This is a genomic window from Nonomuraea sp. LP-02 (genome assembly GCF_036289125.1).
GTDB lineage: Bacteria > Actinomycetota > Actinomycetes > Streptosporangiales > Streptosporangiaceae > Nonomuraea > Nonomuraea bangladeshensis.
Map to the genome: position 1 here is coordinate 8,148,644 of NZ_JAXCLK010000001.1, position 19,504 is coordinate 8,168,147.

The 19,504-nt window shown below is 71.8% G+C and carries 15 protein-coding genes; 10 read left to right on the plus strand and 5 right to left on the minus strand.

The genetic code is table 11. The features are described 5' to 3' along the window. Positions 1–10 precede the first annotated feature (10 nt). The 4 genes from SMD20_RS38260 (at position 11) to SMD20_RS38275 (ending at position 2,499) form a co-directional block, all read left to right on the plus strand. A complete protein-coding gene (locus SMD20_RS38260) occupies positions 11–586 on the plus strand; it encodes a helix-turn-helix domain-containing protein (RefSeq protein ID WP_329590620.1) in 576 nt (191 codons plus the stop codon). 80 nt (positions 587–666) lie between these two features. Then, positions 667–972 (plus strand): hypothetical protein, encoded by a 306-nt coding sequence (locus tag SMD20_RS38265; protein ID WP_329590622.1) that lies wholly within the window; start codon positions 667–669, stop codon positions 970–972. Positions 973–1,008: 36 nt separating this feature from the next. Next, on the plus strand, positions 1,009–1,806 hold the full coding sequence (locus SMD20_RS38270; RefSeq protein WP_329590624.1) for a polysaccharide deacetylase family protein: 798 nt from the start codon (positions 1,009–1,011) through the stop codon (positions 1,804–1,806). Positions 1,807–1,848: 42 nt separating this feature from the next. Further along, the gene (locus tag SMD20_RS38275) at positions 1,849–2,499 is read left to right on the plus strand and encodes a DUF2461 domain-containing protein (RefSeq protein ID WP_329590626.1); all 651 of its coding nucleotides are present in this window, start codon (positions 1,849–1,851) and stop codon (positions 2,497–2,499) included. Between the two features lie 72 nt (positions 2,500–2,571). Here SMD20_RS38275 and typA read toward each other — a convergent pair whose 3' ends face one another. Further along, positions 2,572–4,422 carry a translational GTPase TypA gene (gene typA / locus SMD20_RS38280; protein ID WP_329590628.1) on the minus strand — a complete coding sequence of 617 codons (1,851 nt, stop codon included), beginning with the start codon at positions 4,420–4,422 and terminating at the stop codon, positions 2,572–2,574. A gap of 187 nt (positions 4,423–4,609) precedes the next feature. On the opposite strand from typA, the gene SMD20_RS38285 reads away from it, so the two are divergent. The 4 genes from SMD20_RS38285 to SMD20_RS38300 all read left to right on the plus strand — a co-directional run bounded on the left by SMD20_RS38285 (position 4,610) and on the right by SMD20_RS38300 (position 10,615). Then, the gene (locus SMD20_RS38285) at positions 4,610–5,380 is read left to right on the plus strand and encodes an AMP-binding protein (RefSeq protein WP_329590630.1); all 771 of its coding nucleotides are present in this window, start codon (positions 4,610–4,612) and stop codon (positions 5,378–5,380) included. Between the two features lie 25 nt (positions 5,381–5,405). Then, on the plus strand, positions 5,406–9,332 hold the full coding sequence (locus SMD20_RS38290) for a LuxR C-terminal-related transcriptional regulator (protein ID WP_329590632.1): 3,927 nt from the start codon (positions 5,406–5,408) through the stop codon (positions 9,330–9,332). 67 nt (positions 9,333–9,399) lie between these two features. After that, positions 9,400–9,819 (plus strand): AMP-binding protein, encoded by a 420-nt coding sequence (locus tag SMD20_RS38295; RefSeq protein ID WP_329590634.1) that lies wholly within the window; start codon positions 9,400–9,402, stop codon positions 9,817–9,819. Positions 9,820–9,829: 10 nt separating this feature from the next. Beyond that, the gene (locus tag SMD20_RS38300) at positions 9,830–10,615 is read left to right on the plus strand and encodes an alpha/beta hydrolase (RefSeq protein ID WP_329590635.1); all 786 of its coding nucleotides are present in this window, start codon (positions 9,830–9,832) and stop codon (positions 10,613–10,615) included. 200 nt (positions 10,616–10,815) lie between these two features. Here the strand turns inward: SMD20_RS38300 and SMD20_RS38305 are convergent, their stop codons facing one another. Together SMD20_RS38305 and SMD20_RS38310 are read right to left on the minus strand one after the other, a co-directional pair. Next, positions 10,816–12,249, minus strand: coding sequence for an aldehyde dehydrogenase (locus SMD20_RS38305; RefSeq protein WP_329590637.1), 1,434 nt, complete (start codon positions 12,247–12,249; stop codon positions 10,816–10,818). A gap of 116 nt (positions 12,250–12,365) precedes the next feature. Beyond that, positions 12,366–15,386: a M14 family metallopeptidase gene (locus tag SMD20_RS38310; protein WP_329590640.1), complete on the minus strand. Its 3,021-nt coding sequence runs from the start codon at positions 15,384–15,386 to the stop codon at positions 12,366–12,368. A gap of 203 nt (positions 15,387–15,589) precedes the next feature. On the opposite strand from SMD20_RS38310, the gene SMD20_RS38315 reads away from it, so the two are divergent. Next, positions 15,590–16,486, plus strand: a complete 897-nt coding sequence (locus SMD20_RS38315; protein WP_329590641.1) for a coiled-coil domain-containing protein — start codon at positions 15,590–15,592, stop codon at positions 16,484–16,486. Here SMD20_RS38315 and SMD20_RS38320 read toward each other — a convergent pair. Then, positions 16,468–17,784, minus strand: coding sequence for a GH1 family beta-glucosidase (locus SMD20_RS38320; protein ID WP_329590643.1), 1,317 nt, complete (start codon positions 17,782–17,784; stop codon positions 16,468–16,470). The two genes, SMD20_RS38315 and SMD20_RS38320, sit on opposite strands and share 19 nt — an antisense overlap. Before the next feature lie 90 nt (positions 17,785–17,874). Here SMD20_RS38320 and SMD20_RS38325 point away from each other — a divergent pair, with 90 nt between their 5' ends. After that, a complete protein-coding gene (locus tag SMD20_RS38325) occupies positions 17,875–18,513 on the plus strand; it encodes a TetR family transcriptional regulator (RefSeq protein ID WP_329590645.1) in 639 nt (212 codons plus the stop codon). Positions 18,514–18,565: 52 nt separating this feature from the next. On the opposite strand, the gene SMD20_RS38330 is transcribed toward SMD20_RS38325, so the two are convergent. After that, a complete protein-coding gene (locus SMD20_RS38330; RefSeq protein ID WP_329590647.1) occupies positions 18,566–19,489 on the minus strand; it encodes an aldo/keto reductase in 924 nt (307 codons plus the stop codon). Positions 19,490–19,504 lie beyond the last annotated feature (15 nt).

A 19,504-nucleotide genomic window follows, 5' to 3' on the forward strand; every position in this document is an offset into this window, starting at 1 on the left:
ACTGCACTGCATGGAAGACCCCGAGCTCATGAACCAGGCCATCGCCAGCAACGTCCGCTACCTGCGCTCCCACCGCGGGCTCACGCTGGACCAGCTCGCCGCCCGGTCGGGCGTGAGCCGGGGCATGCTCGTCCAGGTCGAGCAGGGCCGGACGAACCCCAGCGTGTCCACGCTCACCAGGATCGCCTCCGCCCTCGGCGTGACCGTGGCCCGGCTGGTGGAGGTCGGCGACGCGCCCGTGGTGCGCATCGTCGACAAGTCCGACGTGGTCACCTTCACCCAGGACGGGGTGCGGGCCCGGCTGCTCGTCGGCGCCGACTCGCCGATGATCCTGGAGCTGTGGGACTGGCGCATCGCCCCCGGCGACCACCACGACGGCGACGCCCACCCGCCCGGCACCCGCGAGATGGTGACCGTCCTGGAGGGCGAGCTGACCCTCACCGTGTACGGCAAGAGCCACGTCGTCGGCAAGGACGACGCCGTGCTGTTCACCGCCGACCGCCCCCACCGCTACGCCAATCAGGGCACCGCTGAGCTGCGCATCGTCATGGTCGTCGCCGAGCCGCGCGAGACGCATGACCAATAACGTCGAACGACCTGCGGATCACCCGCCGGAGTTTCATGATTACCCCATGTCCTGGACAAGCCGCAGGTAGGAGGTGGCGTATGAGTGAGGCCCGAGCGGCGACGGAGAAGCTGCACGCCGAGCTTCATGGCCGGGGCGTCGCCAGCGCGTACGAACTGGGCGACGACGAGACCATTCCCGTGTGGATCGGTCTGGTCGTGCGCTATAGAGATGGTTTTTACCGATGGCAGGAAGGACTGGTGAAACGTCGGCATCTGGGTACGGATCCGGTCGGATGTGCCATACGCGTGGCGCGCCGCTACCAGGAATTGCAGGCCGATATCCCACTCTGGTGGGACGACCTGGCCAGGGAGCTGCGGGGGACGCCGGCCCGGGACTATCCATGATGTGAGCCCCCCGCCTGTGGCGCCTCGGGGGGAATCATGCGTGTATGGGCCTTGCCGCTGGCCCTGCTCGCCCTGGCGGCGTGCGTCACCCAGTCGGCGGCGCACCAGCGGGCGGCCAGGGCGCCCGCGATCGTGCCGATGCGGGCGGCCCACGTCGATCCCGACCGGCTCGCCAAGCGGCTGGCGGCCATCCAGCCCGGCTGGCCGCGCACCCGCTCGTTCGACTGCGGGCGGATCAAGTGCGTGGCCCTCACCTTCGACGACGGGCCGGGCGAGCACACCGGCCGGCTGCTCGACATGCTCAAGCGGCGCGGCGTCCTGGCCACCTTCTTCGTGCTCGGCCAGATGGTGGCCGCCGACCACGGCCCGCACCTCGCCCGGCGCATCGTGCACGAGGGCCACGAGATCGGCAACCACTCCTGGAGCCATCCGGCGCTGACGGGGCTGTCCGCCGAGGGGGTGCGCCGCGAGCTGCGGCGTACCACCGAGTTGGTGCGGCGGCTCACGGGGGTGCGCATGCGGCTCATGCGGCCCCCCTACGGGGCGACCGACCCGCACGTGGCCAGGGAGACCCGCCGCGAGGGCCTGGCGCAGATCCTGTGGAACGTCGACACCTTGGACTGGCGCGACCGCGTCTCCGAGGTCGTGGCCCGACGGGCCGGGAAGGCCGGACCCGGCTCGATCGTCCTCATGCACGACATCCACCCCACGACCGTCCGGGCCGTGCCCCATCTGCTGGACACGCTCTTCCGCAGGGGGTTCACCTTCGTCACGGTCTCCGAGCTGTACGGCCGCCCGCCCGTGCCCGGCAGGGAGTACACCGAGCGCCGGTGATCGGATTGCCGCCCTGTCGGTGCGGCGTGGCACTCTGGCGGCATGGGTTTCACCGGTTTTCCCGACGAGGCGTTCCTGTTCTACGAGGGACTTGAGGCCGACAACTCCAAGACCTACTTCGCGGAGCACAAACGCGGCTACGAGGAGGCCGTGCGGGCGCCCATGCTCGCGCTCACCGACGAGCTGGCCGCCGAGTTCGGGCCGGCCCACCTGTTCCGGCCGCACCGCGACGTGCGCTTCGCCAAGGACAAGTCGCCGTACAAGACGCATCAAGGGGCGTTCGTCGAACGCCTGCCCGGCATCGGGCTCTACGTCGAGATCAGCGCGGCGGGCCTGTACGTGGCCGGCGGCTGCTACACCCAGGCGTCCGACCAGGTCGCCCGCTACCGGGCGGCCGTGGACGAGGACCTGTCGGGGAAGCCGCTCGCGGCCCTCGCCGACGCCCTCACCGCGGCCGGCTACGCCGTGGAGGGCGCGCGGCTGAAGACCCGGCCGCGCGGCTTCGACGACGACCATCCCCGCATCGGGCTGCTGCGCCACAAGTCGCTGTACGCGGGCATCCGCTTCGACCCCGAGCCCTGGGTGTCCACGGCCGGGGCGCGCGAGCGGGTGGCGGCGGCGTGGCGCGACTTCGCGCCGCTGGTCGACTGGCTCTGCGCCCACGTGCGAGGCAGCGAACTGCCCCGCCGGTGAGCGTCAGGCCCGCTCGGCGCGGGCCGTTTCAGGCGCTGTACGCGGGCCGTTACAGGCGCTACGCGCGGGCCGTCAGGCGCGCTTGGCGCGGGCCGCGGCGCGGGCGCGGGAGGCGCCGTCGAGCACGACCTTGCGGATGCGCACCGCCTCGGGGGTGATCTCCACGCACTCGTCCTCGCGGATGAACTCGAGAGCCTGCTCCAGCGACAGCACGCGCGGCGGGATCACCTTCTCGGTCTCCTCCGAGGTGGAGGAGCGCATGTTGGTGAGCTTCTTCTCCTTGGTGATGTTGACGTCCATGTCGTCGGAGCGGGAGTTCTCCCCGATGATCATGCCTTCGTAGACGTCGGTGCCGGGGGAGACGAACAGCGCGCCGCGCTCCTGCAGGTTGAGCATCGCGAACGCGGTCACCGGGCCGGAACGGTCGGCCACCAGCGAACCGCTCGCGCGGGTGCGCAGCTCGCCGAACCACGGCTCGTACGATTCGAACACGTGGTGCACCAGGCCGGTGCCGCGGGTCTCGGTGAGGAACTCGGTGCGGAAGCCGATGAGGCCGCGCGCCGGCACCACGAACTCCATCCGGATCCAGCCGGTGCCGTGGTTGGTCATGTGCTCCATGCGGCCCTTGCGCACCGCCAGGAGCTGGGTGACCGCGCCGAGGTATTCCTCGGGGCAGTCGACCGTCAGCCGCTCGACCGGCTCGTGCACCTTGCCGTCGATCTCCTTGGTGACCACCTGCGGCTTGCCGACGGTCAGCTCGTAGCCCTCGCGGCGCATCTGCTCGACCAGGATGGCCAGCGCCAGCTCGCCGCGGCCCTGCACCTCCCAGGCGTCGGGCCGGTCGGTCGGCAGCACGCGCAGCGACACGTTGCCGACGAGCTCCTTCTCCAGGCGGTCCTTCACCATGCGGGCGGTGACCTTCGTGCCCTTGGCCTTGCCGACCAGCGGCGAGGTGTTGGTGCCGATCGTCATCGAGATGGCCGGCTCGTCGACCGTGATCAGCGGCAGCGGGCGCGGGTCCTCGGGGTCGGCCAGCGTCTCGCCGATCATGATGTCGGGGATGCCGGCGATGGCGATGATGTCACCGGGGCCCGCCTCCTCGGCCGGCTTGCGCTCCAGCGCCTCCGTCATCAGCAGCTCGGTGATCTTGACGCGCTGGATCGAGCCGTCGGTGCGGCACCAGGCCACCTGCTGCCCCTTGCGGATCTGGCCCTGGTGGACGCGGCAGAGCGCGATGCGGCCGAGGTAGGAGGAGGCGTCGAGGTTGGTGACGTGGGCCTGCAGCGGGGCGCTCGGGTCGTAGGTGGGCGCCGGGATCGTCGACTTGATGATGTCGAACAAGGGCTCCAGGTCCTCGGAGTCGGGCATGCCGCCGTCGTCGGGACGGTTCATCGAGGCCCGGCCGGCCTTCGCCGAGGCGTAGACGATCGGGAAGTCGATCTGCTCCTCGGTGGCGTCGAGGTCCATGAACAGCTCGTAGACCTCGTCCACGACCTCCCTGATGCGGGCGTCGGGACGGTCGACCTTGTTGATGCAGAGGATGACCGGCATCTTCGCGCCCAGCGCCTTGCGCAGCACGAAGCGGGTCTGCGGCAGCGGCCCCTCAGAGGCGTCGACCAGCAGCACCACGCCGTCGACCATCGACAGGCCACGCTCGACCTCGCCGCCGAAGTCGGCGTGGCCGGGGGTGTCGATGATGTTGATGGTCATGCCGCCGTGCTGCACGGCGGTGTTCTTCGCGAGAATGGTGATGCCCTTCTCGCGCTCCAGGTCGTTGGAGTCCATGACGCGGTCGTCGACGTCCTGGTTGGCGCGGAAGGCCCCGGACTGCCAGAGCATCGCGTCGACCAGTGTGGTCTTGCCGTGGTCGACGTGCGCGATGATCGCGATGTTCCGCAGGTCGTCGCGGCTGTTCAGAGGCATGATGACTTCTCGCTCTTTGTCGTGGGGGCGGCCGCGCGAACTCGCGACCCACCAATTCTAATTGATTCCCTTCTGTGGGCAGGATCGGTCGCGGATCGTCCGGCCGTCCCTCCAGGGCCGCACCTACATATCCGGCTGCACATTTGTACGCATGGCAAGCGCGGGCCCGCTCCCTAGATTGGCGGGCATGACGTGGACAGAGCTGGTGACGGCGTCGGCGCCGACCAAGGGCGACGATCCGGCGGTGAGCGACGTCAGGACCGGCGAGGTGCTGTCGTACGCGGGGTTCGTGCGGCGGGTGACGCGGGCCGCGGCCGGGCTGCGTCACCACGGCCTGCAGGCCGGCGACCACGTGCTCGTCGACGTGCCGCTCGGGGCCGCGCTGCCGGTCGCCGTCCACGCCGTGGCCTGGGCCGGCGGCGTCACCGTGCTCGGCAACGCCGGCAAGGCCCGCATGATGATCACACAGGGCCTCCGCGACCCGTCCGCCGTACAGGTCGAGCAGGTCTTCTCCTTCCAGCGCGCGCCGGGCGCCCGGCCGTTCGGCGACCTGCTGACCGCCGGGGCCGTCGAGTTCGGGCCGCTCGCGGGGCCGGCCGTCGCGTTCGACGGAGGGCGGGTGCTCGACCACCTGCAGCTCGCGGGCGATCTGCGGCGGCTGGCCACCCGGCTCGTCATCGACAAGGACGACGTCGTCGTCAGCGCGGTCAGCGAGCCCTTCCGCGGCCTGCGGGTCATCGATCTCGCCATGATGGCGGGGGCCCACGTCGTGGTCGCCCACGACCCCAGCTTCGTCGGGTGCCGCGTGCTCGCCAAGGAACGGCGGGCCACGGTGGTCGTGGCGCCGTACGAGATGGCCAGGAGGCTGCTCGGCGATCCGCTGCTGCGGGTCGTCGACGAACGGGCGATCGTGAGCTCACTCGGCTTGAAAGTGCGACACTACTGTGGGAGAGTGTGATCCTTCCGCGACACAGGGTGACCGCATGCCAGAGCCCCCCAGGCACAACCTTCCGGCAGAGCCCAACCGGTTCGTCGGGCGCGAGCGCGACCTCGACGACCTGCGCGGGCTGTTCGGGCGGACGCGGGTCGTCACGCTGTGCGGGGTGGGCGGCATCGGCAAGACGCGGCTGGCGCTGCGGGTCGCGGCGGGGTTGACGGGCGCGTACCCGGACGGCGTCTGGCTGGTCGAGCTGGCCCGGCTCGGGCGGGGCGAGCTGGTCGTCCCCGAGATCGCCCGCGTGCTGGGAGTGCGGGCCGAGACCGGGCGGCCGCTGCTCGACACCGTTACGGCTCGGCTGCGCGACCTGCGTTGCCTGCTGCTGCTCGACAACTGCGAACACCTGGTGGACGCCTGCGCCGAGGTGACGGCGGGGCTGGTGGCCGCCTGCCCGCGGCTGAGCGTGCTCGCCACCAGCCGGGAGCCGCTGCGCATCGCCAGCGAGCTGATCTGGCGCGTCCCCCCACTCGACCTTCCCGACCCGGACCCCACCCTGGACCCCGCTCTGGACCCCGGCCCCGTCCTCGGCCTGGACCCCGGCCCCGTCCTCCGCCTGGACTCTGCCGCCGCCCTCACCGCCCCCGCCCGTCCGTACGGCCCCGCCGCCCTGCCCCCTGCGCGGCCCCTTCCCGAGCAGCAACCCGGCTCCGCTGCTGCGGGCGGCCGCGGCCAGGCACCACCGGGCAAGGCACCCCCTGAGGGAGCCGGGACCGCTGCCGACGACGGCGGGTGGTTAGGAGGGGGAGGACCGGTCGGCGGGGGGCCGGGTGAGGCGGCTCATGGTGGGGAGGCCGCGGATGGTGCGGAGCGGGACGTGGGTGGTGGTGGGACGCGGAGTGGTGCGGGAACCTCTGGCGGCGAGGTGCTGGGCGTCGGTGAAAGTGCGGCGCGAGGGGCTATGGGCGCCGGGGGTGGTGCGGCGGGCGGAGTGCTGGGGGCCGATGGGGGTTCGGCGCACGGCGTGATGAGCGCCGCTGGGGGTGCGGGGCGTGAGTTGTGGGGCGCTGGTGGTGGTGCGGCGGACGGGGTGCTGGGCGCTGGCGGTGGTGCGGCGCGCGAAGTACAAGGCGGCGGTGGGGCGGCGGGCCGCGTGGTGAGCCTTGGTGGGGGTGAGGCGGCACGTGGTGGGGAGGCTGCGGGTGGCCTGGAGCGGGATGTGGGTGGTGGGACGCGGGGCGGCGTGAGAACCCCCGGCGGCGGGGTGCTAGGCGCCGGCGAGAGTACGGCGCGTGAAGTGGAAAGCGGCGGCAGTGTGGCGCGCGGGGCGGATGGCGGCGGGAGCGCGGCGGGTGGGGTGCTGGGCGCTGGTGGTGGTGAGGCGGCTCGTGGTGGGGGGTTCGCGGGTGGCGCGGAGCGGGATGTGGGTGGTGAGACGCGGAGTGGTGCGGGAAACCTCGGCGGTGAGGTGGTAGGCGTCGGCGGGAGTGTGGCGCGCGGAGTGGAAAGCGGCGGGAGTGCGGGGCGCAGGGGGCTGGGCGCCGACGGTTGCGCGGCGGACGGGGTGCTGGACGCCGACGGGACTGTGGTGGGCGGGGTGATGGGCGCCGGTGGTGGTGTGACCTGTGGAGTCGTGGGCGTTGGCGGGGCTGTGGCGCGGGGGGCGGTGGGGCCCGATGCGGCGCATGAGCTGCTGGGCGCTGGCGGGGGCGAGGCGGCTCGTGGTGGGGAGTTCGCGGGTGGCGCGGAGCGGCATGTGGGCGGTGGGACGCGGAGTGGTGCGGGAATTCCCGGCGGCGAGGTGCTGGGCGTCGGCGGGAGTGCGGCGCTTGGGGTGGAAGGCGGCGGAGGCGCGGCAGGCGGGGTGGTGGGCGGCGGGTCAGCGTATGAGGTGCTGGGCGCCGATGCGGCAGGCGGGGTGCTGGGCGTGGCGGGCGGGGTGGTGGGCGTGGGGGAAGGGGCCGCCGGTGGGGTGGGCGATGAGCAGGGCGGGGTGGTCAGGTGGGGGGATGGTGGTGAGGAGGAGAAAGAGGGTGATTGGGGGAGGTGGGGTGGGGTGGTGGAGGTGGAGTCGGTGCAGTTGTTTCTTGATCGGGCGGCGGCCGTGGGGACGCGGTTGGGGCCGGAGAGCATCGCCGACGTCGTACGCCTGTGCCGGGCGTTGGACGGGCTCCCGCTCGCTCTGGAGCTGGCCGCGGCCCGTACGAGCCTGCTCAGTCCCGGCCAGATAGCCGACCGCATCGACGACAGATTCTCGCTGCTCACCACGGGCGGACGCACGGCCCCCGCACGGCAGCGCACGTTGCTCGCGGCCGTCGAGTGGAGTTACGACCTGCTCTCGTACAAGGAGCAGGTGGTGCTGCGCAGGCTGGCGGTGTTCGCGGGCGGGTTCGATCTCGGCCTGGCCGAGCGGGTGTGCGCCGTGCGGCCCGTCGCCGAGGCGGAGATCGTCGATCTGCTCGGCGGCCTGGTCGACAAGTCGCTCGTGCTGTGCGACGAGAACCGCACCCGCTACCGGCTGTTGGAGACCATCAAGCGTTACGCGCTGGAGCGGCTGCGTCAGGCGGGCGAGCGGGAGCTGCTGCGCGAGCGGCACCTCGGCGTGATGTGCGAGCTGCAGGAACGTCTCTTCGCGACCGAGATGGTGGACCCCGGCGTGCCGTGGCCGGAGCGGCTGCGGGCGCTGACCGCGAGCCGGAGCCTGCTGGACGACCAGCGGGCGGCGCTCGACTGGGCCGTCGAGTCCGGCGACGTGGCGCTGGGCCTGCGGTTGTGCACCGTCAGCACGGCCCTGCTGCCGCTGGGCGGCAATCCCGCGGAGATCGTCGACTGGATCGAGCGGCTGCTGTCGCTGGACGTGTCGGCGGTGTCTCCGGAGCAGGTCGCGCACGCGAAGGCGTACCTGGCCTATGGCCTGGAGGCGCGTGACGAGCTGAGCCGGTCGCTGGAGGCGGCCGAGGAGAGCCTGGCGGGCCTCGCGCCGGACAACGTGTTCCCGCGCTGCGTCATGCACAGCCTCGTCGTCGTGGTGCTGCTGCGCATGGGCCGCGTCGACGAGGCGGTACGCCATGCCGAGGAGGGGCTGGCCGCGGCGACCCGTACGGGCGATCCGTGGAACCAGGCGGCGGGGCTGGCCGGGCTGTCGGCGGTGGCGCTGACCCGTGGCCGGCTGCGGGAGGCGCAGCGGCACGGCGAGGAGGCGCTGGCCCGCGCCCGCGAGCACGGCCACCGGTGGATCATGGCCCGTGCCGCCGCGCAGCTCGGCGCGGTGGCCGAGGTTCGCGGCGATCTGGTGACGGCCAAGGCCAGGTACGAGATGGCCGTCCCCTGGCTGCGCGAGCTGGGCGCCGACGGCGACCTGGCCCGCTGCCTGGCCCACGGCGGACGGGTGGCGGCGATGCTGGGCGAGTTCGCCGTCGCGCGGCGGCGGCTGGCCGCGAGCCTCGCGCTGAGCAGGGAGACCGGCCAGCGCCAGGGCGTGGCGCGCTGCCTGATGGGGTTGTCGGTGCTGGCGGAGTGCGAGGGCGACCTGGAGGGCGCGCTGCCGGCCGCCGCCGCGGCCGCGGCGCTGCGCGAGTCCATCGGCCAGCAGCACGCCACGCTCCGCATCGAGGAACTGCTCGGCCGGGCGCGTGCCCGGCTCGGCGAGGGCCGTACGGCCGCTCTGTGGTCGCGGGGCCGGGTCATGGGCCCCGACGACGCCGCCCGCCGCGTCCTGGAGGGCGAGCGGCAGCCGCGCCGGGAGCCTCCGGTGCCGGTCGAGCCGGTACGCCGCCCGCTGCTCACCGCCCGCGAGCAGGAGATCGCTGGCCTGCTCACCCGCGGCCTGTCCAACCGGGCGATCGCCGGGGAGCTGGTCATCAGCCCCGCCACCGTGGCCCGGCATATCGCCAACATCATGGAGAAGCTCGGCTATACCTCCCGAGCCCAGATCGCGGTGTGGGCGGCCGAGCAGGCGTCGGGCCCTTCTGCATAGGGACTGCATAGGGATTTGCATATTCCGCCCCATGTACGCACGAGACGCCCTCCCTACGGTGGTCGGCATGGATGAGCGCTACGTCATCATGGACGCGGACACCGGAGTGAAGCTCACGGAGGAGCAGCTCGACGAGCGGTCGGCCGTCGCGATCGTCCAGCTCCGCCGGCGTGGCGTGCGGACGGGCGACACCGTGCTCATCTGCCTGCCCGTCGGGCCCGACCTGCTGGTGGCGACCGACGCGGTGATCGCCGCGGGCGGCGTGGCCTATCCCATGCCCGCCGACCTCCCCGCCGCCACGCTGAGGGACCGCGTACGGGCCAGCCGCGCCCGCGTGATGATCTCCGACGTGCCGCACGCCGTGCGGGCGGCCGAGGAGTCGTGGGTGCGGATCGTGCTGGGCGTGGCTGACCTGGGCGTCCCCCGCAGGGACGACACGGCGGGGGAGGGGGACGCCGGTCGGGGGCAGGACGCGGGCCGCGCCTAAGCTCGCATCCATGCCTTTCGCGCCCAGCTTCTCCGTCATGCTCAGGACCGAGGACGGCGTCCGCATCGACGCCGCCCACACCCCGCCCCGCCACACCGGCGGCGCGGCCGGGAACGGCGCGCCTGGGAACGGCGTCGGGATCGTGGTGGCGCACGGCTTCACGGGCTCGTGGCGGGAGCGCCCCGCGCGCCGCATCGTGCACGTGCTGAGCGGCTACGGCGGCGTGCTCGCCTTCGACTTCCGCGGCCACGGGCGCTCCGGCGGCGAGACCACCGTGGGCGACGTGGAGATCCTGGACGTCGAGGCGGCCGTCCGGCACGCGCGGAGGATCGGCTACGAGAAGGTGGCGGTGGTCGGCTTCTCGATGGGCGCGGCGGTGGCCGTGCGCCACGCCGGGCTGCTCAAGGGCGTGGACGCGGTGGTGGCGGTGAGCGGCCCGGCCCGCTGGTACTACCGGGGCACCAGGCCGATGCGCCAGGTCCACTGGGCGATCGAGCAGCCGGTGGGCCGGTTCGCGGCGCGGCTGGTCAAGCGCACCAGGATCCGCCGCGCCCCGTGGGACCCGGTCCCGCTGCCGCCGTACGAGGCCGCCGCGCTCATCGCGCCGGTCCCCCTGCTGGTCGTCCACGGGGACGCCGACACGTTCTTCCCCCTGGAGCACGCGCACCAGATCTACGCGGGGGCGCGCGAGCCGAAGGAGCTCTGGATCGAGCCGGGCTACGGGCACGCGGAGGCCGCGGCGACCCCTGATCTCGTCCGCCGGATCGGCAAATGGATCTCCTTGAACTTTTCCTGAGTAATACACGTCGTACTGAGGCGTATGGAAGGAAACCGCCGGGAGAAAGTCCCTGGGGATGAAATCCGGCTACGGGCTGGACATGGGACATACTTCAGTAGTCAGGCGGTTGCCCAGCGTCGCGGGGGCGCGCTGGGTGGCCTTCGGCACGGGAACGGCCCCGCACCCTCTGGGCGCGGGGCCGCTTCTCACGCAAGGGCTCAGCCCAGGCGGGCGATGCTCTTGTACTCCAGGTAGCCGGACAGGCCCTCGGGGCCGAGCTCGCGGCCGATGCCGCTGGACTTGTAGCCGCCGAAGGGCGTGTTCGCGCCGAGCAGGTAGCAGTTGACGCCGTAGGTGCCGGTGCGGACCTGGCGGGCGATGTCCATGCCGTGCTCGGTGTCGGCGGTCCACACCGTGCCGGCCAGGCCGTAGTCGCTGTCGTTGGCGATGCGGACGGCGTCGGCCTCGTCCTCGTACGGGATCACCGCCAGGACCGGGCCGAAGATCTCCTCGCGGGCGATGCGCATCTCGTTGGTGACGCCGGAGAAGACGGTGGGGGCGACGTACCAGCCGCGGTCCTGGGGCCGGTCGAGGCCGCCGATCACGACCTTGGCGCCCTCGTCCATGCCGATCTTGATGTAGCCCTCGACCCGCTCCTGCTGCCGCTTGGCGACCAGCGGGCCGATGCCGGTCGTGGGGTCGGCCGGGTCGCCGACCTGCTGGGAGGCGACCATGCCCGCGACGGCGTCCACGACCTCGTCGTAGCGGTTGCGCGAGGCGAGGATGCGGGTCTGCGCCACGCACGCCTGGCCGTTGTTCATGAGCGAGGCCAGGGACAGGAAGCCCATGCTGGAGGCGAGGTCGGCGTCGTCCAGGATGATGGCCGCGGACTTGCCGCCGAGCTCCAGGCTGACCCGCTTGAGCTGCTCGCCGCAGATGGAGGCGATGCGGCGGCCGGCGGCGGTGGAGCCGGTGAAGGCGACCTTGTCCACCCCGGGGTGCGAGACCAGGTGCTCGCCGACCTCGCGCCCGGCGGGCACGATGTTGAGCACGCCGGCCGGGATGCCGGCCTCGACGACCCACTCGGCCAGCAGGTACGCGTCCAGCGGCGTCTCGGGCGCGGGCTTGAGCACGACCGTGCAGCCGGCCAGCAGGGCGGGCGCGAGCTTGGTCATGGTGACGAACTGCGGGACGTTCCACGGCACGACGGCGGCCACGACGCCGACGGGCTCGCGGCGCACGGTCACCGGGCCGAACAGGCCGGGCCGCTGCTCCTCCTGCTCGAACGTCCTGCCGAGCTCGGCGTAGAAGTTGAGCATCTCCAGCGGCTGCGGCGCCTGCGCGAGGTTGGAGAAGGTGATCGGCGAGCCCATCTCCTCGGTGATGAGCTGGGCCATCTCGCTCTGCCGCTCGTTGTAGATCGCCGCCAGCCGGGCGATGACCTCGGCCCGCTCGGCGAACGTCATGCGCGGCCAGGGCCCGTGGTCGAACGCCTCGCGGGCGGCGGCGACGGCGCGGTCGACGTCCGCGGCGGTGCTGTCGGGCACCCGGCCGACGACCTCCTCGGTGTGGGGCGAGATGACGTCGATGGTGCCGGTGCCCGCGGGGGCCACCCATTCGCCCCCGATGAAAAGCGTGTCGTGCTGGCGCATGTCGAGAGCCTCCTGCTGGACGGGATGGGGGTATGCCTCAAAGGCGACCGAATCATGTTCTGCTCACGCACGCAAGAGGGGCGCGGCCCGCGCCGCGCCCCTCCGTGTCGCGCCCGCTAGCGCCGGTCGCCGAGCAGGTGCCGCATGGACCGCTTGACGAGGTCCGTACGCGCCGCCTGGTCGGTCACGCTCTCGACGCCGAACCCGAGGTAGACGGTGTCCTTGGTGACGATGCCGCCGCCCTCCTCGAAGACCTGGTCGGTACGGAACCAGTTGTTGATGGAGACCGAGGTGCCGGCCGGCGGCGCCCCGACGGCCCAGCCGCCCAGATCGCTCTCGAAGGAGGTCTCCACGGCCGTCGCGCCGTCCAGGGTCACCTTGGCGTCGTCCAGGAAGACGCCGGCGCCCTGGGTGGCCCAGTCGCTGATGTAGGAGATCGACAGCTCGACCCGCTTGCCCGCGTACGGGGTCAGGTCGATCCGCCACTGCTGCCAGCCGGCCGAGTTGCCCGAGGCCGCGTGCCAGGCGCCGGAGGAGCCGGTCGGCTCACAGGCCGGGCCCTGGTAGCGCTGCGTGAACGGGTGGATCACCCGCCAGCCGCCGCTGTTGGCGGTCTGGCAGCTCTCGCCGGTGCTCTGGCTGGTGTGCCCGTTGGCGTCGGGGAGCGTGGTCCAGTCGTCGCCGCCCGCCGTCCTGGCCTCCACGGTCAGGAAGTCCCAGTCGGCCTCGGTGTCGTACGACGTCCAGAACGTCAGCTCGCCGCTGCTCTTCCCGGTGAGGTCCACGGTCGTCGTCAGCCGCTTCCACGACACGTCGGCGATGCCGCTGTAGACGTCCCAGGAGCCGGTGTGCGGGTCGAACGGGCCGCCGGGGCGTACCCACTTGACCTGCGCGGAGCTGGCGAACAGCGGGAACTGCGCGGCCGGCAGGATGGCCGAGGTGGCCACGAACGAGTTGGTGTGACTCGGCTCCAGGCCGGCCTGGAAGCCCTCGAACGCGCCGCCCTGGCCCCGCAGCGGGAACGGCTGCCCGGTGTCGTGGTCGGTGCCCGCGTCGTCGAAGAAGACGTAGGCGCCGAGGTAGTACTGCTGGAAGTCGTTGAAGACGGGGATGCACGGCGGGTCGTCCGGCACCGTGCACTCGGGCTGGCCGGCGTCCGGCTCGTAGTAGTACGCGCCGTTGTTGTTGGCCGCGTACGACGGGTACTTGCCGGCGTGCAGCAGCTTGCCGCCCTCGTTGAGGTAGTCGCGCACGGCCAGCTCGGTCTGCACCCCGCCCTTGGACGTGGTGCCGGGGACCTGGCCCTGCGACCTCGGGATGATGTCGTCGCCGGTCTCCCAGACCACCGCCTTGTAGTGGCTGAGCACGCCGAGCGGATGCGGCGGCACCCGGCCCATCTTGTCCATGTCGTAGACGTCGGAGGTGTATCCGGCGGCCGTGAGCGCGGCCGTGTAGGCGGCGGCGTACTTGGCCTCGGTGGCGCCCTGGGCGGGGCTGAGGCCGGTGACGTCCTCGGTGGCGAGCACGAGCACCTTGCCGCCGATGTCGGAGGCGACGGTGTAGGTGAAGTCGGCGCTCTTCTTGCCGATCGCGCTGAACCAGACCTTCACCCGGTCACCCGGCTTGGTCCCGGTGATCTTGCCGCGCATCCAGTGGTAGTAGCGGTCGTAGCCCTTGCCGTACCGCTCGCCGCCCTTCCACTCGCCGGTGAGCGCGGTCTTCGTACGCCCGCCGTTGACCTGCCAGTTGAGCAGCACCGGGCCGAGCTTGCGCTTGGCGTTGACCTGCACGACCTGGTCCTTGCCGTAACTGACCTGGAACGGGTCGAGCACGAAGTCCGGGGTGGTGTTGCCCAGGTGGTTGACCGGCTCGACCGGGTTGACCGCCGAGTTCGCCACGTCGAGCGCGAACGGCAAGTTCTTCTCGAACTCCGCCTGCACCAGGGCCTCGTCGTCGGGGAAGACGAAGCCGCAGCCGTCGCAGCCCTCGTCGAGCTCCGGCGTCCAGGACAGCGTGCCGTACGCGTAGTGCGCGTGGTCGGTGGTCTCGCCGTTGGTGGTGTAGAGCTCGGCGCCGAGGTCGGGGTCGAAGCCGGGGACGGCCGGATGCTCGTCGTCACCCGTGATCGCCTCGTAGATCGGGTTGTCGGCCGTGGGCGTGGCGATCTGGAAGCCGGCGGGGTAGAGCAGCAGCGGCCCGAAGGAGTGGTAGTTGAGCTGCATCTCGAACCCGACCCGCTTGAGCAGCCCGTCGAGGGCCCGGGTCTCCGGCTCGCTGGCCGGGCCGGAGCCGCGGTAGGTCTCGCTGCTCGGGATGCTGGAGGAGCCCTCCTCGTCGTAGTGGAAGTTCGTGGGGTAGTTGCGGTTGGGGTCCACGCCGTCGCCCACGGTGATCTGGCCGTCGCCGTTCACGTCGCGCAGGTTCTTGCGCCACAGGCGGTTGCCCTCGGTGAAGGTGAAGTCGTAGCCGTCGGGGTTGGCGACCGGGACGAACCACAGCTCGGTCCTGTTGAGCAGGTCGCGCAGCCGGCCCTTGTTGGCGAGGACGTACTTCAGCAGCCGCATGTCCACCTCGGTGGCGATCCACTCGCGGGCGTGCTGGGTGGCGGAGTAGAGCGTGGCCGGCTTGAGGCCGTCGGGCAGCAGCCTGGCCCCGGTGCTCACCTTGGCGGCGAGGATGTCCTGTCCCCGCAGGGTCTTGCCGATGGACTGGAGCTTGACCACGTCCTTGTTGGCGCCCGCGAGCGCCTTGAGCTGGTCGGCGATGCCGCCGGGCTCCGAGTAGGACCGCCAGACGGTGTAGCCGCCGGACGCCTGGGATCTGGCGGCTTCGAGCTGGGTCTGGCCCTGTGGGTTGCGTACGGGCTCGGGTTTGTAGCCGAGCTTCCTGAGCCCGGCGAGCCCGGCCGCGGCGGCGGTCAGCTCGACGTGCTCCTTGCCCCCCTCGACCTGCTGCTGGACGACGTCGAAGCCCTTCTCCCTGAGCGTCTGCCCGGTGCCGGGCGCGCTGTCGAGCTCGTAGAGCTCGATGCGGTCCGAGGGCGGGAGCGGCGCCGCGGAGACCTGGGCCGGCAGGGCCACGACGGCCGTGGCCACTCCGAGCACGACGGCCGAGGCGATGGTCGTTAATCGAGTCACGCTTGTTGCCCCCCTTGCGAGACGGATTCGACCGCCATCTCAGACCGTTGGAGCGATCCCTACAAGGCCCAAATTTTTACGTCCCCCTTAAATCCGACAAATCGCCGGAACCTCGCTAAAGGTGCAGCAGTTCGGTCGTTCGGATGACAGATATCAAGATCATCTTCTATAGTTTCGGACCGACCATGAAGGAGGGGGCGGGTGTGAGAACCGGACGCGTCGCCGTTCTGGTCGCCGTCCTCGCCGGGCTGCTCACCCTCTCCGGCGCGCCGCCCGCCTCCGCCGCGCCGAGCCCCGCCGAGCTGCGCAGGCTCACCAAGCAGGCGGCCCAGCTCAACGAGCTCTACCGTGGCCAGATCCAGAGCCTGGAGGAGATCAGGATCCAGGCCAAGAGGGCCACCGACACCAGCGGCGACCTTGAAGCGCAGCTCCGCGCCGCCCAGGCCGACGTGGGCCGGATCGCCCAGGCCTCCTACATCCTGGGCCCGCTCGACAACACCAAGCTCTTCGGCATGCGCGCCGAGCCCCACCAGATCCTGGGCCAGGCCGCCAACCTCTCCTACATGGCCGTCGAGCGCACCGAGAAGGTCAAGAGCATCCAGAGCCTGATCAAGAAGTCGAAAGAGGCGAAGCTCAACGCCAACGACAAGATCCAGAAGATGAAGCGGGAGATCAAGCGGCTGCAGAGCAAGCGCGACGAGATCCAGCGCCTGCTCAACAAATTCGGCTTCCAGCAGCCCGGCGGCGCCGACGGCCTGACCCCCCGCATGGTCGCGGTCCGCGCCGAGATCATGGCCAACTTCCCCATGAAGTACGGCGTCGGCTGCCTGCGCCCCGGCGACCCCGGCGAGCACGGCAAGGGCCGGGCCTGCGACTTCATGATGTCACGCGGCGGCACCATGGCCACGGGCGCCGACGCGGCCAACGGCGACGCCCTGGCCGCCTGGCTGATCAGCAACGGCGCCCGCATCGGCGTCATGTACATCATCTGGAAGCAGCGCTACTACGACATCCGCTCCGGCGGCGGCTGGGATCCGATGTCCAACCGCGGCGGCGTCACGGCCAACCACTACGACCACGTTCACGTGTCGGTGTTCTGACTCCGTACGAACTCCGCGTACCACCGGTAGGACGCCTTCGGGGTGCGCCGCAGCGTCGCGTAGTCCACGTGCACCAGCCCGAACCGCTGGTGGTAGCCCTCGGCCCACTCGAAGTTGTCCAGCAGCGACCAGACGAAGTAGCCGCGCACGTCCACGCCTTCGGCCATCGCCTGCCGCATCGCCGCCATGTGGTCGCGCAGGAAGGCGATGCGGCCCTCGTCCTCGACGGTGCCGCTCTCGGTGGGCACGTCCTCCTGTGAGCAGCCGTTCTCGGTGATGTGGATCGGCGGGAGCGCCGCGCCGTAGCGGGCCTTGAGCCCGGTGAGCAACTCGCGCAGGCCGTCGGGGACGATCGGCCAGCCGAAGGCCGTCGTGGGGTGGCCGGGCAGGCCGGCGTCGGCGAAGGGCAGCCCGGCGCCGGCCTCCGGTGCGGCGATCCTGGTGGGGTTGTAGTAGTTGACGCCGAGCGCGTCGATCGGCGAGGCGATGACCTCCAGGTCGCCGTCCCGCACGCAGTCCAGCCCCGGCGGGTACGCCGACAGGTCCGGGTACGCGCCCAGCAGCACCGGGTCGAGGAAGAGCCGGTTGTGCAGGATGTCGTACGCCTCGGCCGCCCGCAGGTCGGGCTCCTCCTGGGAGGCGGGCCGCACGGGCGTGCAGTTGTTGGTGATCGCCACCTCGCGCGCCCCGGCCGCGCGCAGCGCCCGCACCGCGAGGCCGTGCCCGAGCAGCTGGTGGTGTGCGGCCGGCAGGGCCTCGGTGAGCAGCGCCCGGCCGGGGGCGTGCACGCCCATGGCGTAGCCGTAGGCCATGTGCACGAACGGCTCGTTCAGCGTGATCCACAGCGGCACCCGGTCGGCCAGCCGCCCGGCCACGACGGCCGCGTAGTCGGCGAAGCGGGCGGCGGTGTCGCGGCTCAGCCAGCCGCCGCACTCCTCCAGCGCCTGCGGCAGGTCCCAGTGGAACAGCGTCGGCACCGGCTGGATGCCCTGCTCCAGCAGGGCGTCCACCAGCCGCTCGTAGAAGTCGAGTCCCTTGGCGTTCACCTCGCCCGCGCCGCTCGGCAGCACCCGGGGCCAGGAGACGGAGAAGCGGTAGGCGTTGACGCCGAGGCCGGCCATGAGGGCGACGTCCTCGGGCCAGCGGTGGTAGTGGTCGCAGGCCACGTCGCCGGTGTGGCCGTCGCGTACCCGGCCGGGCTCGTGGGCGAAGACGTCCCAGACGGACGGGCCGCGGCCGTCCTCGTCGGCGGCCCCCTCGATCTGGTAGGCGGCCGTGGCGGTGCCCCACAGGAACATGCGCGCTCCTCAGTTGATGCGAGTGTGGCTCATGTTAACTCCGTCACCTCGGATTCCCTTTACCTGCAGGTAATGCGCAAGGATGGAGGCATGACGAGTGTGTTGCGCCGCCGTCCCGCCCAACGCCGCAGCGCGGTCCGCGTGGAGCGCATGCTCGACGAGTGCGCGCTGCTGCTCGACGAGGTGGGCTACGAAGCGCTCACCACCAAGGAGGTCGCGCGCCGCGCCGAGGTGCCGATCGGCACCTTCTACCAGTTCTTCCGCGACAAGCAGGCCCTGGTGCGGGCGCTCGCGCTGCGCAACCTCGACGCGTTCCTGGAGCGGATCACGCAGCGCATCGCCGCCGCCGACCTCGGCCACTGGACCGACCTCGTCGAACTCGCGGTCGACGAGTTCGTCCACATGAAGCGCACCACCCCCGGCTTCGGCGTCGTGGATTTCGGCGAGGTGCTCATCGCCCCCGGCGGGCCCGCGCTCCCCGGCACCCACCGGGCGCTCGACGAGGCCAGGGACAACAATGAGATCGTCGCCGACCGGCTGCGCCTGCTCACCAAGGAGCTGCTGGACGCGCCCGCCGGGTCCGGCCTCGACCGCGCGCTGCTGGTCGCGGTGGAGGCCACCGACGCGGTGCTCAAGCTCGCCTTCCGCGCCGACCCGGCGGGCGACCCGCAGCTCATCGCCGAGTGCAAGCAGCTCGTCCGCCGCTACCTCGCCGACCACCTGCCCTGAGCCGACCCCTGCCCTGAGCCGCCTCTGCCCTGAGCCGCCCCTGTCCTGAGCGTCAGCGGGGCGCGTCCAGGCGGGCCTTCAGCTCCGCGTCCAGCTTGAGCCCGGCGGCGCCGATCGCCTCGTCGAGCTGGGCCATCGTCGACACCCCCACGATCGGCACGATCCCGTCCGCCATCAGCCACGCCAGCACCACCTGGTTCGGGGTGGCGCCCAGCTCCCCGGCCACCTCGCGCAGCGTGGCCAGCCGGGCCGTGGTGCCGGGGTGGTCGTAGATCTCCGGGATCGGCCGGTCGGCCCGCGTGTAGGCGCCGAACATCAGCGTGTTGTACGCCCACAGCGTCACGTCCGGCTCGGCGGCCAGATAGTCGAGCAGGTCGTCCGTGACCAGCCGGTGCCCGGCCTCGGCGGGGCTGGTGAACGGTCGCGGGCGCAGATAGGTGTGGCGGAGCTGCACGTACGTGTACGGCAGCCAGCCCCGCGCCGCCGAGACGCTCCGCGCCCGCTCCAGCCGCCAGGCCGCCGTGTTGCTGGCCCCGACGGCCCCGACCTTGCCGGCCCGCGCCAGCTCGTCGAAGGCCCCCAGCGTCTCCTCCAGCGGCACCGAATGGTCCTCGATGTGCGCCCAGTACAGATCGACGTGGTCGGTGCCGAGCCGGCGCAGGCTGCCCTCCGCCGCCCGCGCGATGGCGGCGGCCGACAGGCCCTCGGCCGAGTCCAGGGTGGTGTCGCCGGGCACGGTGGGCCGCGCGCCCGCCTTGGTGCTGATGAAGATCCGGTCGCGGTTGCCGCGGGCGGCCAGCCAGGCCCCGATGGCCTGCTCGCTCTCGTCGCCGGTGCGGCCCTCGACCCAGAACGGGTAGTTGTTGGCGGTGTCCAGCATGGTGCCGCCCGCCTCGTGGAAGCGGTCGAGGAGGGCGAAGGTGTCCTCCAGACTGACGCTGGTGCCGAAGGGGATCGTCCCGAGTGCGAATCTCATGGCTCCGACTTTCGG

Coding starts and splice junctions, on each gene's coding strand:
- SMD20_RS38260 (WP_329590620.1), top strand. CDS start 11: ATGGAAGACCCCGAGCTCATGAACCAGGCCATCGCCAGCAACGTCCGC.
- SMD20_RS38265 (WP_329590622.1), top strand. CDS start 667: ATGAGTGAGGCCCGAGCGGCGACGGAGAAGCTGCACGCCGAGCTTCAT.
- SMD20_RS38270 (WP_329590624.1), top strand. CDS start 1,009: ATGCGTGTATGGGCCTTGCCGCTGGCCCTGCTCGCCCTGGCGGCGTGC.
- SMD20_RS38275 (WP_329590626.1), top strand. CDS start 1,849: ATGGGTTTCACCGGTTTTCCCGACGAGGCGTTCCTGTTCTACGAGGGA.
- typA (WP_329590628.1), bottom strand. CDS start 4,422: ATGCCTCTGAACAGCCGCGACGACCTGCGGAACATCGCGATCATCGCG.
- SMD20_RS38285 (WP_329590630.1), top strand. CDS start 4,610: ATGACGTGGACAGAGCTGGTGACGGCGTCGGCGCCGACCAAGGGCGAC.
- SMD20_RS38290 (WP_329590632.1), top strand. CDS start 5,406: ATGCCAGAGCCCCCCAGGCACAACCTTCCGGCAGAGCCCAACCGGTTC.
- SMD20_RS38295 (WP_329590634.1), top strand. CDS start 9,400: ATGGATGAGCGCTACGTCATCATGGACGCGGACACCGGAGTGAAGCTC.
- SMD20_RS38300 (WP_329590635.1), top strand. CDS start 9,830: ATGCCTTTCGCGCCCAGCTTCTCCGTCATGCTCAGGACCGAGGACGGC.
- SMD20_RS38305 (WP_329590637.1), bottom strand. CDS start 12,249: ATGCGCCAGCACGACACGCTTTTCATCGGGGGCGAATGGGTGGCCCCC.
- SMD20_RS38320 (WP_329590643.1), bottom strand. CDS start 17,784: ATGTTCCTGTGGGGCACCGCCACGGCCGCCTACCAGATCGAGGGGGCC.
- SMD20_RS38325 (WP_329590645.1), top strand. CDS start 17,875: ATGACGAGTGTGTTGCGCCGCCGTCCCGCCCAACGCCGCAGCGCGGTC.
- SMD20_RS38330 (WP_329590647.1), bottom strand. CDS start 19,489: ATGAGATTCGCACTCGGGACGATCCCCTTCGGCACCAGCGTCAGTCTG.